This window comes from Brevundimonas sp. (assembly GCF_965279155.1).
Lineage (GTDB): Bacteria > Pseudomonadota > Alphaproteobacteria > Caulobacterales > Caulobacteraceae > Brevundimonas.
The window spans coordinates 2,155,001-2,168,413 of sequence record NZ_OZ257138.1 but is presented as its reverse complement, the minus strand read 5'-3'; the positions used below and the strand labels follow the sequence as shown (position 1 = coordinate 2,168,413).

11 protein-coding genes, 1 tRNA gene and 2 rRNA genes (1 of these 14 running past the window's edge) are annotated in these 13,413 nt (G+C 65.7%); 9 read left to right on the top strand and 5 right to left on the bottom strand.

Going from position 1 to position 13,413, the window contains the following annotated elements:
• Positions 1-174 precede the first annotated feature (174 nt).
• The 5 genes from ACQY72_RS10430 (at position 175) to ACQY72_RS10410 (ending at position 6,139) form a co-directional block, all read left to right on the top strand.
• Positions 175-1,527: a metallophosphoesterase gene (locus ACQY72_RS10430; RefSeq protein WP_428153436.1), complete on the top strand. Its 1,353-nt coding sequence runs from the start codon at positions 175-177 to the stop codon at positions 1,525-1,527.
• A gap of 152 nt (positions 1,528-1,679) precedes the next feature.
• Positions 1,680-2,087, top strand: a complete 408-nt coding sequence (locus tag ACQY72_RS10425) for a hypothetical protein (protein ID WP_428153435.1) — start codon at positions 1,680-1,682, stop codon at positions 2,085-2,087.
• A 277-nt stretch (positions 2,088-2,364) separates the two neighbouring features.
• The gene (locus ACQY72_RS10420; protein ID WP_428153433.1) at positions 2,365-2,829 is read left to right on the top strand and encodes a copper chaperone PCu(A)C; all 465 of its coding nucleotides are present in this window, start codon (positions 2,365-2,367) and stop codon (positions 2,827-2,829) included.
• Positions 2,830-3,186: 357 nt separating this feature from the next.
• The gene (locus tag ACQY72_RS10415) at positions 3,187-5,289 is read left to right on the top strand and encodes a TonB-dependent siderophore receptor (RefSeq protein WP_428153431.1); all 2,103 of its coding nucleotides are present in this window, start codon (positions 3,187-3,189) and stop codon (positions 5,287-5,289) included.
• Positions 5,290-5,407: 118 nt separating this feature from the next.
• Positions 5,408-6,139 (top strand): superoxide dismutase, encoded by a 732-nt coding sequence (locus tag ACQY72_RS10410; protein ID WP_428153429.1) that lies wholly within the window; start codon positions 5,408-5,410, stop codon positions 6,137-6,139.
• Positions 6,140-6,277: 138 nt separating this feature from the next.
• On the opposite strand, the gene ACQY72_RS10405 is transcribed toward ACQY72_RS10410, so the two are convergent.
• Positions 6,278-7,036, bottom strand: a complete 759-nt coding sequence (locus ACQY72_RS10405) for a carbonic anhydrase (RefSeq protein ID WP_428153428.1) — start codon at positions 7,034-7,036, stop codon at positions 6,278-6,280.
• Positions 7,037-7,074: 38 nt separating this feature from the next.
• Positions 7,075-7,803, bottom strand: coding sequence for a DUF2490 domain-containing protein (locus ACQY72_RS10400; RefSeq protein ID WP_428153426.1), 729 nt, complete (start codon positions 7,801-7,803; stop codon positions 7,075-7,077).
• A 114-nt stretch (positions 7,804-7,917) separates the two neighbouring features.
• Between ACQY72_RS10400 and ACQY72_RS10395 the strand changes: the two genes are divergently transcribed.
• The 4 genes from ACQY72_RS10395 (at position 7,918) to ACQY72_RS10380 (ending at position 12,063) form a co-directional block, all read left to right on the top strand.
• Complete coding sequence (locus tag ACQY72_RS10395) at positions 7,918-8,997, top strand: sensor histidine kinase (protein WP_428153425.1); 1,080 nt, start codon at positions 7,918-7,920, stop codon at positions 8,995-8,997.
• The gene (locus ACQY72_RS10390) at positions 8,994-9,647 is read left to right on the top strand and encodes a response regulator (protein ID WP_428153424.1); all 654 of its coding nucleotides are present in this window, start codon (positions 8,994-8,996) and stop codon (positions 9,645-9,647) included. Before ACQY72_RS10395 ends, ACQY72_RS10390 begins: the two co-directional genes overlap by 4 nt.
• Positions 9,648-9,724: 77 nt before the next feature.
• Positions 9,725-11,605 (top strand): ATP-binding protein, encoded by a 1,881-nt coding sequence (locus ACQY72_RS10385; RefSeq protein WP_428153422.1) that lies wholly within the window; start codon positions 9,725-9,727, stop codon positions 11,603-11,605.
• A complete protein-coding gene (locus ACQY72_RS10380) occupies positions 11,605-12,063 on the top strand; it encodes a response regulator (protein ID WP_428153420.1) in 459 nt (152 codons plus the stop codon). Before ACQY72_RS10385 ends, ACQY72_RS10380 begins: the two co-directional genes overlap by 1 nt.
• A gap of 106 nt (positions 12,064-12,169) precedes the next feature.
• On the opposite strand, the gene ACQY72_RS10375 is transcribed toward ACQY72_RS10380, so the two are convergent.
• The 3 genes from ACQY72_RS10375 to ACQY72_RS10365 all read right to left on the bottom strand — a co-directional run.
• Positions 12,170-12,246: transfer RNA gene (locus ACQY72_RS10375), tRNA-Met, on the bottom strand.
• A 93-nt stretch (positions 12,247-12,339) separates the two neighbouring features.
• Positions 12,340-12,454 (bottom strand): 5S ribosomal RNA (gene rrf / locus ACQY72_RS10370).
• Positions 12,455-12,671: 217 nt separating this feature from the next.
• Positions 12,672-13,413, bottom strand: a 23S ribosomal RNA gene (locus ACQY72_RS10365) (it continues 2,038 nt past the right edge of the window).

The following is a 13,413-nucleotide window of genomic DNA, read 5'->3' as shown; positions in this document are numbered from 1 at the left end:
CAGAGCGAGCCTGTTTCTTGAACCTTTGAAGACGCAGCCACATCCGTGTGACAATCTGTCATGCGCAGGTCTGGGCAGCGCCGGCCGGCATTGTGCCGAGAGGGGCGAAATGCGATGCTGAAAAGGTGCGTGAGTCCGCTCCGCACGCCCTCCCAGACATCGTTTGGATCGCGTATGCCCCTCGTCACGCCCTCCCGTCGCCGGCTCCTGCAACTCGCCGGGGCGACGGCGTTCGCGCCAGGGCTGACCGGGATGAAACGGGCGGATGTGATCGGCCGCGTGCTGGCCGTATCCGACATGCATTCGGCCTATGACCGGACCGCCCAGTTGCTGGCCGCCTTCGAGACCGAAGTCCGCGCCAACCCCGTCCCCCATGTCATCGCCATCGACGGCGACATCTTCGAGCACGGCAATGTCGTCGCCGTCCGGTCGGGCGGCGCGGTGGACTGGGCCTTCCTGGCGGCCTTGCCGTCGATCGCGCCGACGGTGTTCAACCTGGGCAATCACGACAACGACCTGACCCCCGATCTGGCCCAGGAGGTCGCCCGGATGAAGAGCCTGGGCGTTCACGTCGTCAGCACCACCGGCGATACCCGCACGGCCGCCGGCTATGCAGACCCGTCCACGACCCTGCCGTTCGGTCGCCGTTCGCTGCGGGTCGTGGGCATGGCGACCAATTCGCTGACCACCTACCCCAAGGCCTCGCGCGACCAACTGTCGATCCCGGCCGCCGCCGACTGGGCGACCGCCAATCTGGCCGACAATCTGGCCGGCGCCGATCTGGTCATGGTCATGAGCCACGCCGGCGTGGCGGCCGACCGGGACATCCTGCCGCTGTTGCCGGACGGCAGCCTGATGATCGGCGGACACAACCACCTGCTGTTCCAGCATCGCCAGGGCCGCAGCGCCTATGTCCACACCGGCGCCTGGACCGCCGCCTATACGGTGGCGGAGTTCCTGTCGGACGGCTCGGTCACGGCCCAATCCCACGATGTCGCGCTGGACGCCCCCGCCTCTCCTGCGCTGGCGGACTTGATCGCCGCGGCCCTGGCCGCCAATCTGACTGATGAGGAGCGGATCATCCTGGGGACCAGCCCACGCGCCCTGTCGCTGGGCGATACCGGACGGCGTGTGGCAGCCGGCCTGGCCCAGGCGGCCGGCGCCGACGCCGGCTTCATCGGCCACACCACCCTGGGCACGGGCGTTCCCGCCGGGCCGGTCAGCCGCTACGTCTTCGATTCCATCGTCCGCTTCGACGGCAAGCTGATGGTCGCCACCGTCTCGCGCGGCCAGTTCGACGGCTTCATGGCCCGCGCCAACCAGGACCGCCAGATGCCCCTGGCCGACCGCAGCGGCGACTTCCTCTACGCCTCGACCGCGTCGCCGACAGGCGATCCGGTCCGCATCGTCACCACCGACTGGTGCGCGACGAACCAGCGGGAGTATTTCGAAACGACGGACCTGACGTTCGAGGACGCGACGGGCCTTGGCGTGAAACGGGCCGCAGCCGCCGCGCTTCTCGGATAGTCGATGGGTCGCTCTTCTGGCGGACTTGGAGCCGGAGGAGAACGAGCAGCGAGACCGTGTCAGCCTTGAGCCGGACGGCCCCGCACTCACCGCCGGCGAACGTGGACTATTTGACCACCTGGGCTGTGTTCCCTCCCATGAACACAACGGGTATGCTCGCCGCCGTGGCGTCGTCATCGTGTGAACATTGGTCGCTGAATCGATCGCTGGCGTTCCTCGCCGCGACGTTCGCCATCATGTTCGGCGCCCTTCTGCCATCGGCCGTAGCGGCCTCCGCTGCGACAGGGTCTCCGATCACGCTCTGCTCCGGCGACCAGATCATGGTCGTCTATACGGCGGATGGTGCTGCGGAGCCTGACACGCCGTCGCCGATGGACAGTCTGAAGTGCGCAGCCTGCGTCCTTGCGGGCTTTACCGCCTTGCCGCCGCAGCCGCTGATCGATCCGGTCAGCCCTCCACATAGCGTCGCGGTCCAGTCGTCTGCACTCTGGACAAGCCTGCCGTCCGCCGATTTTCGCGCCGGCCTGCGCCCGCCATCGACGGCCCCTCCACGTTCCTGAAGGCGCGACGCTCGCGCTGACGGCCTGTTCCAAGGCGAGCAAGCGACGACTTCGAGCCCGCCGATCGAACCGCCCGGTCTGATCGCGCGCGCCTTGTCTTCACGCGGCTCTCGACGACGGCGGCGCATGCCTTTGCGACAGAGCCGCTCCATCGGAACGCGCCGCGCGCTCAGCCTTCCGAAACAGCGCGACCGCCTCGTCCGTCACCGTGGCCGCTCCCCCTTCGACGCCGCCTTTCCCTGACCTCCCATCCTTCAAACCTGACCAGGAAATTCTCATGAAACGCTTGATCCTTCCGACCCTCGTTCTGGCCCTCGCCGGCTGCGGCCAGGCCGCCGAGCCCGATGCGCCGGCGACGGTTTCGATCACCGACGCGACCTGTCGTCCCACACCCAACGGGCTTGATGTGACCGGCTGCTATGTGACGCTGACCGCCAGCCAGGACGACCGGCTGGTCTCGATCTCCGCCCCCCAGGCCGGCATGGCCCAGGTCCACGAGATGAAGATCGAGGACAATGTGATGAAGATGGCCGAACTGAAGGACGGTCTGGCGCTGCCGGCCGGCGAGGCCGTCTCCCTGTCGCCGGGCGGAAACCATATGATGCTGATGGGCCTCAAACAGCCCCTCGTCGCGGGCGAGCAGGTCTCGATCACGCTAAACTTCGAACATGCTCAACCCATGGGCATCCGCGCCCTCGTCGCCCAGCCTGCGGTCGACGGCGACCACGCCAGCCCGCACTGAAGTCGGCCGGCTTAGGGGTGCGGAACTTCAGGCGACAGGACGGACCCGGCTTCGCATTCGCGTTGTGCGTCCTACTGTTCGCTCTGACGTTCCGCGCCCTCCTGCCCGCAGGCTTCATGCTGGAGGCCCGCCCGTCCTGATGATCTGAGCCCCGCCGGCCGCCTCGTGCGCCGGCCTGTCCGGTCATTCGAGGAGGCCCCCGTGCCCAATCCATCATCACGCGGTCCGTGGGAGACCGCCGCACCACGCCTGATCAAGACCGTGCGGACCGGACAGACCAATGCCCCTGTGGTCATCGCCGTCACGTCCTCGCCCAGACCCGCCCCAGCCTCCTCGCATCCTCTCCACGGACGTTTCATGACCTTCAAGACCTTCCTTCTCGCCGGCGCCGTGGCGGCGTCGCCTGCGCCTGCCCTGGCGCAGACCGCCCGCTCGGATCAGGACGCCGCCAGCTGGATCGACGAGGTCGTCGTCACCGGCGCCCGTCAGGGCTATGCGGCCGCCGGATCCAGCTCGGCCACGCGCACCGACACGCCCCTGATCCATGTGCCGCAATCGGTTCAGGTGATCACCCGCACCCTGATCCAGGAGCAGGACGCCCGCACTCTGGCCGACGCCCTGGTCAACGTCTCCGGCGTCATGGCGACCCGCCAGGAGGAGGCGCTTCTGGTCAGCCCGATCATTCGCGGCTTTCCTTCCGAAATCTATCTGGACGGCCTTGCGGTCCACACCGGGCCAAACGCCGCCAATGAGCCGACCAGCCTGTTGGGGGTCGAACGGATCGAGGTGCTCAAGGGACCGACCGCCACCCTCTACGGCGGCGGCCTGGGCACGCCGCTCGGCGGACTGATCAACGTGCAGTCCACGCGTCCCACGGCCGATGCGGGCGCGACGGCAGCCGTGCGCACCGGCAGCTTCTCCACCTGGGGCGCCGCCATCGATCTGAACCAGCCGTTCGGCGACCGCGTCGCCGGTCGGATCACCGCAGAATATCAGACCAACGAAAGCTGGATCGACCTGGTCGAGGGCAAACGGATCGCCATCCAGCCCAGCCTTTCTGTCCAGCTGACCAACCGCACGGATATGCTGCTCCAGGGTCAATACAACAAGCGGGACATGCTGGAGTATTCGGGCGTCCCCGCCGAACAGGCGATGGCCGGCGAGATCGACCGCAACGCCTTCGCCGGCGCACCGGTCGGCCAGCCGCGCACCGAGATCGAGAACACGTCCGCGACCGCGACCCTTCGACACGCCTTCAGCGACGACATGCGTCTGGCCGTCACCGGCCGATATTACGAAAGCGAGATTCCGCAGTACGGCAGCTTCATCATGCCGGCGTTTTCAGCCCCAGATCCGGCGACGCCGACGGTCTACCCGATCCTGACCATGAACATGATGAGCGGTTCGGAGGAGGCGACGCTCGACGCCAACCTCTGGCGTCGGCTCGACGCCCTGGGCGGTCGCCACGAACTTCTGATCGGGGCCAGCTACGACCACACCGACTTCTATTCCAACATGGGTTTCGGCGGGCTGCCTGTCGGCGATCAGGATCTCGCCAATCCGACCTATGACCTGGCTTTCGGCGATCTACAGCCGCTGATCCTCACGCAAACAGACCGCTACCAGACCCTGGCCGTCTATGCGCAGGATCAGGCCACCTATGGCAGGCTGCATCTGCTGGGGGCCGTGCGCTATACCCGTCTGAAGTTCCGGGAGTTGGAACAGGGCACGGACCAGACCTATGAACGCTGGTCGCCGCGCGTCGGCGCGACCTTCGATCTGGTTGACGGCGTCGCCCTTTACGCCGGCTACGCCGAGGGCTTCCGCGCCCCGTTCGGCTTCATCGGCATGACGACGCCGGAGCCCGAGGAATCCCGCAACGTCGAGGGCGGGCTGAAGCTGGCTCTGAACGATCTCGGCGTTTCCGGCGCCTTCGCCGTGTTCGAACAGACGCGTGAGAATGTCGCCACCCCTGATCCCGCCAATCCTTTCATGTCGGTCCAGACCGGAGAGCAACGTGCGCGCGGTTTCGAGACCGACCTGGTGTGGGAGCCGAGCCCTGCGATGTCGGTGCTGTTCAACTATGCCTGGACCGACGCGGAGGTGACCCAGGACAACGCCACGCCGATCGGCGACACGCTGGCCCGCATCCCCGAGCACAGCGGTCGGATCGCGGCCCGCTACCGCTTCCTGAACGGTCCCGCCAAAGGATTGTCGCTCGGCGCCGGCGTCACCGCCTTCAGTGAGCGTCAGATCACCCTGCCCAACACCGTAACCGTGCCGGGCTATGCTACCCTCGACGCCCAGGCTGCCTATGACTTCGATCGGTTCTCGATAGCAGTCTCCGCCGTCAATCTGGGCGGTCGCGACGCTTTCGACCCCTATCAGTATTTCGGCTTCCCGGTCGTCATGCCGACCCAACCGCGCTCGGCCTTCGTCACGCTGAAGGCGCGGTTCTGACCCTGCCGCACACATCCCTGCGGCGCGCCTGCCAGCCGGACGACCGGCGCAAAGCGTCGCAGGCCTGGGCGTTCGTCTTTGCCAAAACGTTCACGCGTGACCCTTCAGGAGATTGCTCATGATCAGACCCCTCGTCCTTACCTCCGCCCTGGCGCTCGCGACGCTCGCCGCCATCCCCGTTCTGGCGCAGACAGCGCCCGCGTCCGCGCCTTCGACGCAAGCCCGGGCGCCGGCCGCCGCCTTCACGCTTCCGGCCCTGCCCTATGCCTATGAGGCGCTGGAACCGGCCATCGACGCCGAGACGATGCGCATCCATCACGACCGGCACCATAAGGCCTATGTCGACAATCTGAACGCGGCCGTAACGGCAGACCCCGCACTGGCGGGCGCCTCCATCGACGATCTGCTGGGTCGTGCCTCCACCCTGCCGCCGGCGATCCGCAACAACGGGGGCGGTCACTGGAACCACAGCCTGTTCTGGACGCTGATGGCGCCTGTCGGTCAGGGCGGCGAACCCTCGGCCGAGCTGTCGGCCGCCATCACGCGAGACTTCGGCTCGATGGAGGCCTTCAAGACGGCCTTCAACCGGGCGGCTACGACGCGCTTCGGGTCCGGCTGGGCCTGGCTGATCGTCAAGGACGGCAAGCTGCAGATCACCTCGACGCCCAACCAGGACAATCCCTTGATGGACGTCGCCGAGGTTCGCGGCGCCCCGGTCCTGGCCGTCGACGTCTGGGAGCACGCCTATTATCTGAAATACCAGAACAAGCGCGCCGACTACCTGACCGCCTGGTGGACCGTCGTGAACTGGAACACGGTCAACGGCCTCTATGCGCAGGCGATGCAATAGCCGCAGTCGTCACCCGAGACGCTGCGCAGTGTCGTTGGCGCGCGAATGGCTGCCGGACGGATCAGGTCGATCCGTCCGGCGATGTTGTGGCGGGAAGGTCAGAGACGCATTGTCTCCCCTATTTCCGCCGCTCGACCGTCATACGTCGAAGAACTCCACGTCGCCCTTGGACAGCGAATAGTAGGCGCCGACGACCTTCAATTTCCCGGCGGCTTGCGGTTCGAGCATGATGGGGTCAGACGCCACGCGCAGACGCTCGACGGTGCGGCTGACATTGGCCTTCACCGCAGCTTCGGTCTTGTCGCCCGTGGCGTTTCGGGCGGCCAGAACCGCCGGAATGATCGGTTCGATCATGTCGCCGATCGCGCCGGGGAAGCGGGCGTTGGACTTGACGACATCCATGGCGGCCTTCACGGCGCCGCAGGCCTCGTGACCCATGACGACCACCAGCGGCACGCCCAGGACGGCGACGGCGTATTCGATGGATCCCATGGCGACGGTATCCACGGTGTTGCCGGCGTTGCGGATGATGAACAGCTCGCCCAGGCCACGTCCGAACAGCAGTTCCGGCGGAACGCGGCTGTCGGAGCAGGAGGCATAGGCCACGAAGGGCGCCTGCCCTTGAGCCAATTGCAGGCGGCTCGCCGCGCCGAGGTCGAGTTGGCGCGTCCGACCTTCCAGGAAGGCGGCGTTGCCTTGGCGCAGCATCTCCAGAGCCTGATCCGGGGTCAGGGCCGCCTTGCCGTCCACGATCGGGATCGGATTGGGTTCATAGAATTGAGACGGCGAGGCTTGCGGAAGGCCCGAGGCCGCCGCCGCGCCGGCGAATGCGACACCGGCGCCACCGGTCGCGAGGCCGGCGACCAGATTACGGCGAGACAGTTGAGGCTTGCACATGGAAAAACACCTTTCTTGATCGGCATGAGCCGTCGGTTTCAGAAGCTCGCGAACGCTGCGAGCGAGAGATTGTCGTTGCTTGTGTCGGGCGCAGGTCCGCCGTCGATCTGCTGGTTCAGATAGCCCCCCTCGATCCTGACCTTGGGCGACACCGCCCAGGCCAGACCGACGAAGGCGCGGTTCTGATCGAAGCCGCCCCGCTGACCCCAGTCGGTGTCGTTGAGGGCGAAGAAGGTCTCGTTGCTGACGACCGCCGACAACGGCACGCCACCAAGCGGGCGGCTCCACCGGACGAACTGGCGCAGTCTCAGACCCGTGTCGTCGTCGCCGTCGCGGAACCGCTGCTCAAGCCGAGTGCGTCCGGTAAGACTGCCTCCCGCCACCTGCGCGATGGGATAGGTCGCCTGTTGCCAGAGCCTGTGCTCTTCCACATCCAGGCCAGGCCGGCGGTTGGTGACGTTCGCATAGCCGACCCAGACATCCAGGCGATTATTGACGCGATAGCCGACGCCCGGACGAAGAATGGTCGTATCGAGCGTCTCGCCGCCCTCTCGAAACCGCGCATGGCCGTCGAACCACACCAGCCAGCGGCTGTCGGTAGCGACCGGGCCGTTGGCTGTGACGGATGACCAGACCTGGTCCTGGGCCGCCGCGGTGCGCGGCGACATCACCGCCAGCGTCGTGGCGCAGAGACCGACGCCGAGCAGGGCGAGCGGCTTCTGGACGACCGCCGTCGGGGACCCATCGAAATGAAACTGATCTTTCATGCAGCATAAACTGAGCTCTCGCCTAGGCTTGCACATCGGCCGCTTGGCTATGCCCTGCGGCCTATGCCGAATGGCCTAGGCCGTACCGAGCCAGTCTTGCTATGGTCGCGGCCCATGGATATTCGCACTAGCCCCCTGAACGGTCCCGACACCGTCGGAGAACTCAGGGCTCTTTACCGCTCGGCGGAGGCGCGCGCCGCGCGTCTGCGGCTTCTGATCGAAGCCGGGCGAGATCTCGGGGCTGCGGACGCCGAGACGCTGGAAGCGACCTTGGCGGTCGCGGCACGCAATGCCGCCCTCTTCGCCGGCCATGCCGACGGGATGGTCGTCATCGGAGACGATGCGCAAGGACTGGCGCTCGTCGCGCCAGGGCGAAACGAGCGCAAGGTCGGCGCCTTGATGCTGGCGTCGCCTGCGGGTGATCGCGGCCCGCTAGACGATGACGACGCCGACGCTCTGGCCATGCTGCGCCAGCTGATGGCGACGGCGATCGATCGGGTCCAGCGCGAGGCGGAACGCGACCGGCTAATGGGCCTGTTGCAGGAACGGGAACGGCGGCTGGAGGCGGTCGTCGCCCGACTCTTTTCCGCTCAGGAGGAAGAGCGCGGCCGCGTCTCGCGCGATCTGCATGACGGCGTGGCCCAGACCGCCGGAGCCCTGTTTCGACAGCTCGAAGCGGAGAAATCCGGCACATCTCCGCAAACGACAGCCAGGCTGGCCATCATGGCCCAAGGTCTGGTGCGCGAGTTGCGGGCCGCGATCGGCAACCTGCGCCCGACCGTTCTGGACGACCTCGGTCTCGCCGCCGCCGTGGCGTCGTTGGCCGACGCTCTGTCCCAGGAGGGCTTTCAGGTCGATCTCGTCACGACAGGACCGACGCGTTGGCCGCCCGTCCTGGAGACCGCCTTCTATCGCGTGGCTCAGGAAGCCATCACGAACATCCGCAAACACGCGGGCGGCGAATGCCGCGTGCGCATCGAGATCCACGGCGAACCGGAGCAGGGACGGTGGAGTCTTGTGGTCAGGGATTGGGGAGCGGGCATGGTTCCGGGTTCATCGAGCATGCTCGGCGAGCGTATCGGCTTGGCCGTCATGCGCGAACGGATGACCGTGCTGGGCGGGCGACTCGACGTCTCGGAACCGGCTGACGGCGGCGGGGTCGAGGTGTCGGCAGCCCTGGTGCAGCGTCTGTGAGCGGTCGCGTCCTGATCGTCGACGATCATCCGTTGGCCCGCGAGGGTCTGCGCGCCATGCTCAACCGCGCCGACGGCCTGGAGGTGGTGGGCGAGGCAAGCAGTGGCGAGGAGGCCGTGTCCTTGGCCGTCGCTCTAACGCCGGACATCGTCCTGATGGACATCCGGCTGGGCGCCGGGATGGATGGTCTGGCCGCAGCCGCCGCGATCCGCACCGAGGTTCCAGCGTCCCGCGTCCTCATGCTCACCCTTCACGACGCGCCGGAATATGTCCGGGCCGCCCTGGCCGCCGGCGCGACGGGATATGTGCTCAAGGACGCCAGCGCCGATGAGCTTGTCGCGGCGGTGCGGCAGGTTCTGGAAGGTCGCACGGCTCTGCCCCTGGCCCTTCTGAACCAGGCCCTGGCCATGGCGCCGGCGTCGCGTCGCATCGAAGACGATATCAGCCGCCTCGACCGGCTGACCCCGCGTGAGCGACAGGTGCTGGATCAGGTGGCGGACGGCCTGACCAACAAGGCGATCGCGCGTCAGCTCGACATCAGTCCAGGAACCGTCAAGGCGCATGTAGAACGGGTGATCGCCAAGCTCGGCGTCGCCGACCGCACCCAGGCCGCCGTACTGGCCACGCGAACGCGTCCGCCCGCACCATGATGACGTCAAGACAAGGCCTGTTCTCCCGTCCGGGACGCCTATGGGCGAACCAGCCGGTCGCCGTGAAGGGGCTCGTGGTGGTCGCCCTTCCCCTCGCGATCCTGCTTGGCGCGCTCCTTTCTCTCTACCTCGCCAGCCGCGCCGAGGCCCGCGCCGAAGCGGACGTGCGCGCCGCCTTCGCGATCCAGAGCGACATCCACGAGGTCCACGCCCTGCTGGCGGAAGCGGCCAGCGGCGTGCGCGGCTATCTTCTGACGGGTCAGACCCGGTTCCTGGAGCCCTACATCAAGGCCGAGGCCGAGCTTCCCGCCACCTTCGCGCGTCTGGATGGAGAGATCCGCGACCACGAGGTTCGCCGACGCTTCGAGCGTGTCAGGGCGCTGGCGCAGCGCAAGCGCGATGGGCTGGCGGCCCTGCGCCTGGGGCCAAACGCCGGCTCCCCGGAGGCGCTGGAACGGCCCGAGGTCCTGTCGGCCCTCGTCGCCAACAAGGCGGTCCTCGATGCGCTTAGATCCGAGATCGAGGCGATGCAGGCGCGTGAAAGCGCACTGCTGGACATCCGCCGCGCGCGGGCGGATGCCGTGAGGGCGCGGAACCTGGGACTGACGACGATCATCGGGGCATTGGGTCTGCTCGGCAGTCTGATGGCGGTCTATCTGTTCTCGACCGGCATCGTGCGCCGCGTCCATCTTCTGGAAGACAATGCCGGGCGGCTGGAGCGCGGCGAACCGCTTCTGCCGCTGCCGCTCGAAGCCGACGAAATCGGTCGGCTCGGTGTGAAACTCGAACAGGCAAGCCTTCTGTTGCGATCACGCGAACGCGCCCTTCGCGACAGCGAGGAACGGTTTCGCCTGGTGGTGGACGGGGTCAAGGACTACGGCATCTTCGCCCTGGATCCACAGGGCCTCGTGGTCAGTTGGAACGAGGGCGCCAAGCGCATCAAGGGCTGGGACGCGGACGAGATCATCGGTCGCCACTTCTCCATCTTCTATCCCGACGAGACGCGAGATACCGTGCCCTCCACCATGCTTTCGCGCGCCACGTCCGAAGGTCGAGCGGAAGACGAAGGTTGGCGCGTCCGCCGCGACGGCTCCCGGTTCTGGGCCAATGTAATCGTCACCGCGTTGCGTGACGAAACCGGCAAGTTGAAAGGCTTCTCCAAGGTCACGCGCGACATGACCGATCGCAAGGCGGCCGAAAAGGCGCTCTCCGAGGCCCGCGAGACGGCCGTCGCAGCCAGCCTGGCCAAGAGCGACTTCCTTTCGCGCACCAGCCACGAACTGCGCACGCCGCTCAGCGCCATTCTCGGCTTCGCTCAGTTGCTCGAACTTGACGAGACGGACCTGAAGCGGCCTCAGGTCACCGCCGTACAGCACATCCTGAAAGCCGGGCGCCATCTCCTGGCGTTGATCAACGAAGTGCTGGACATATCCAGCATCGAAGCGGGTCGCATGGACCTTGCGTTCGAAGCCCTCGACCTCCGCGACGCGTTGTCGGAGGCCTTGGACCTGTCCACGCCCATCGCGGCGGCGGCAGGCATTCGTCTGGATCATGACCTGTCGCCAACGCCGGTTTTTGCCTCGGCCGACCGTCGTCGTGTGGTTCAGATCGCGCTGAATCTGCTGTCGAACGCGATCAAATACAACACAGCCGGCGGCGTCGCGCGCTTGACGCTCACCGTCGTCGACGGGTGGGCGAGAGCCGAGGTTTCGGACGAAGGCTCAGGCGTCGCAGACGCCACTGCGCCGCGCCTGTTCACACCCTTCGACCGATTGGGACGCGAGCGCACGTCCGACATAGAAGGCACGGGCCTGGGACTCGCCCTGTCGAAACGGCTGGCCGAAGCCATGGGTGGTCGCATCGGCTTCGAAAACCGAAAGCCGCCGGAACGCGGGGCCCGGTTCTGGTTCGAGCTGCCCGTCCAGATCCGCGCATCACAGCCTGAAGAGAACAGATGATGTCCGATCCTTCCGACGCCCACCCCGTGACCCAGGCGGACCTGAACGCTTGCCGCATCCTGATCGTGGATGACGAGGAGACCAACGTCGTTCTCCTGCGCACGCTTCTGGAGCGGGAAGGCTATGACGACATCATCGGCCTGACCGATCCCAAGACTGCGCTTGCCACCTTCGTGGACAGGGCGCCGGACCTGGTCCTGCTCGACCTGATGATGCCGGCGGTCGATGGCTATCAGTTGCTGGAGGGCTTCGGCCGGCAGACGGCTCCGGGCGACTTTCGTCCCGTGCTGGTCCTGACGGCTGATTCGACGGCCTCAGCGCGGCGTCGAGCGTTGTCTTTGGGGGCCAAGGACTTTGTCAGCAAGCCGTTCGACGTTGTCGAGGTTGCGCTTCGGATCGCCAATCTTCTGGAGACGCGGATCCTGTATCGGCGTCTCCAGGCTCGGTCGCGGGCGTGAGGAAGCCGCCGGCGATCACGGCATTTAGCCGAGCCTTTGTGCGTCATGGGCGGTTTCGGAACGCACAAAGCCCCACAGTCTGGGACTGTGGGGCTTTGTTGAAGTTTGGGTGCGGGAGTAGGATTTGAACCTACGACCTTCAGGTTATGAGCCTGACGAGCTACCGGGCTGCTCCATCCCGCGGCAAACGGTAGTATCGTGAAGGAAGAACGGTTCGAGAAGATGCCCTCAAGTAGCGCGAAGCGCGTTAGGGCAAATATCATGTGTGCTTGGTAGACCCGGCGACGACCTACTCTCCCGCGCCTTGAGACGAAGTACCATTGGCTCTGGAGGGCTTAACGACCGAGTTCGGAATGGGATCGGGTGGGGAACCTCCGACATAGTCACCAGGTCAACCAAGCACACATGAACGTCTTGCTGGGCCTATCGCGCTTTCGCGCTACATGAGGCCGATCGCTCTCAGGTAGGCCTAGGGCCGATAGAGCGAGCAAGAAGACATCCAAGCTCAAGCAGCGCTAAGGCGCGGTAGCTTGAACAAGGATGAGAAGAAGACATTGTCTGAGGTTGCTTCGGTCAAGGAGCAACCATCGAATGAGTTTTGCTGAGAAACGATCAAACCGATCGGATTATTAGTACCAGTAAGCTTCATGGGTCGCCCCACTTCCACACCTGGCCTATCAACGTGGTAGTCTTCCACGATCCTCAGCGAAGCCTTGTTTTGAGGTTAGTTTCCCGCTTAGATGCTTTCAGCGGTTATCTATTCCATACTTAGCTACCCTGCTGCACAGCTGGCGCCATGACAGGTACACCAGAGGTATGTCCATCCCGGTCCTCTCGTACTAGGGACAGATCCTCTCAAGCTTCGAACACCCACGGCAGATAGGGACCAAACTGTCTCACGACGTTCTGAACCCAGCTCACGTACCACTTTAAATGGCGAACAGCCATACCCTTGGGACCTGCTCCAGCCCCAGGATGTGATGAGCCGACATCGAGGTGCCAAACTTTGCCGTCGATATGGACTCTTGGGCAAAATCAGCCTGTTATCCCTAGAGTACCTTTTATCCGTTGAGCGATGGCCCTTCCACTCGGGACCACCGGATCACTATGGCCGACTTTCGTCTCTGCTCGACTTGTCAGTCTCGCAGTCAGGCGGGCTTATGCCATTGCACTCGACGACCGATTTCCGACCGGTCTGAGCCCACCATCGCGCGCCTCCGTTACACTTTAGGAGGCGACCGCCCCAGTCAAACTACCCACCACGCCATGTCCCGGGACCGGATAACGGCCCTCGGTTAGACGTCAACGACAGTAAGGGTGGTATTTCAAGGACGACTCCACCAGAGCTGG

Bases quoted from the DNA above. Each gene is read 5' to 3' on its own strand.
- ACQY72_RS10430 (WP_428153436.1), top strand. From the start codon at position 175: ATGCCCCTCGTCACGCCCTCCCGTCGCCGGCTCCTGCAACTCGCCGGG.
- ACQY72_RS10425 (WP_428153435.1), top strand. From the start codon at position 1,680: ATGCTCGCCGCCGTGGCGTCGTCATCGTGTGAACATTGGTCGCTGAAT.
- ACQY72_RS10420 (WP_428153433.1), top strand. From the start codon at position 2,365: ATGAAACGCTTGATCCTTCCGACCCTCGTTCTGGCCCTCGCCGGCTGC.
- ACQY72_RS10415 (WP_428153431.1), top strand. From the start codon at position 3,187: ATGACCTTCAAGACCTTCCTTCTCGCCGGCGCCGTGGCGGCGTCGCCT.
- ACQY72_RS10410 (WP_428153429.1), top strand. From the start codon at position 5,408: ATGATCAGACCCCTCGTCCTTACCTCCGCCCTGGCGCTCGCGACGCTC.
- ACQY72_RS10405 (WP_428153428.1), bottom strand. From the start codon at position 7,036: ATGTGCAAGCCTCAACTGTCTCGCCGTAATCTGGTCGCCGGCCTCGCG.
- ACQY72_RS10400 (WP_428153426.1), bottom strand. From the start codon at position 7,803: ATGAAAGATCAGTTTCATTTCGATGGGTCCCCGACGGCGGTCGTCCAG.
- ACQY72_RS10395 (WP_428153425.1), top strand. From the start codon at position 7,918: ATGGATATTCGCACTAGCCCCCTGAACGGTCCCGACACCGTCGGAGAA.
- ACQY72_RS10380 (WP_428153420.1), top strand. From the start codon at position 11,605: ATGTCCGATCCTTCCGACGCCCACCCCGTGACCCAGGCGGACCTGAAC.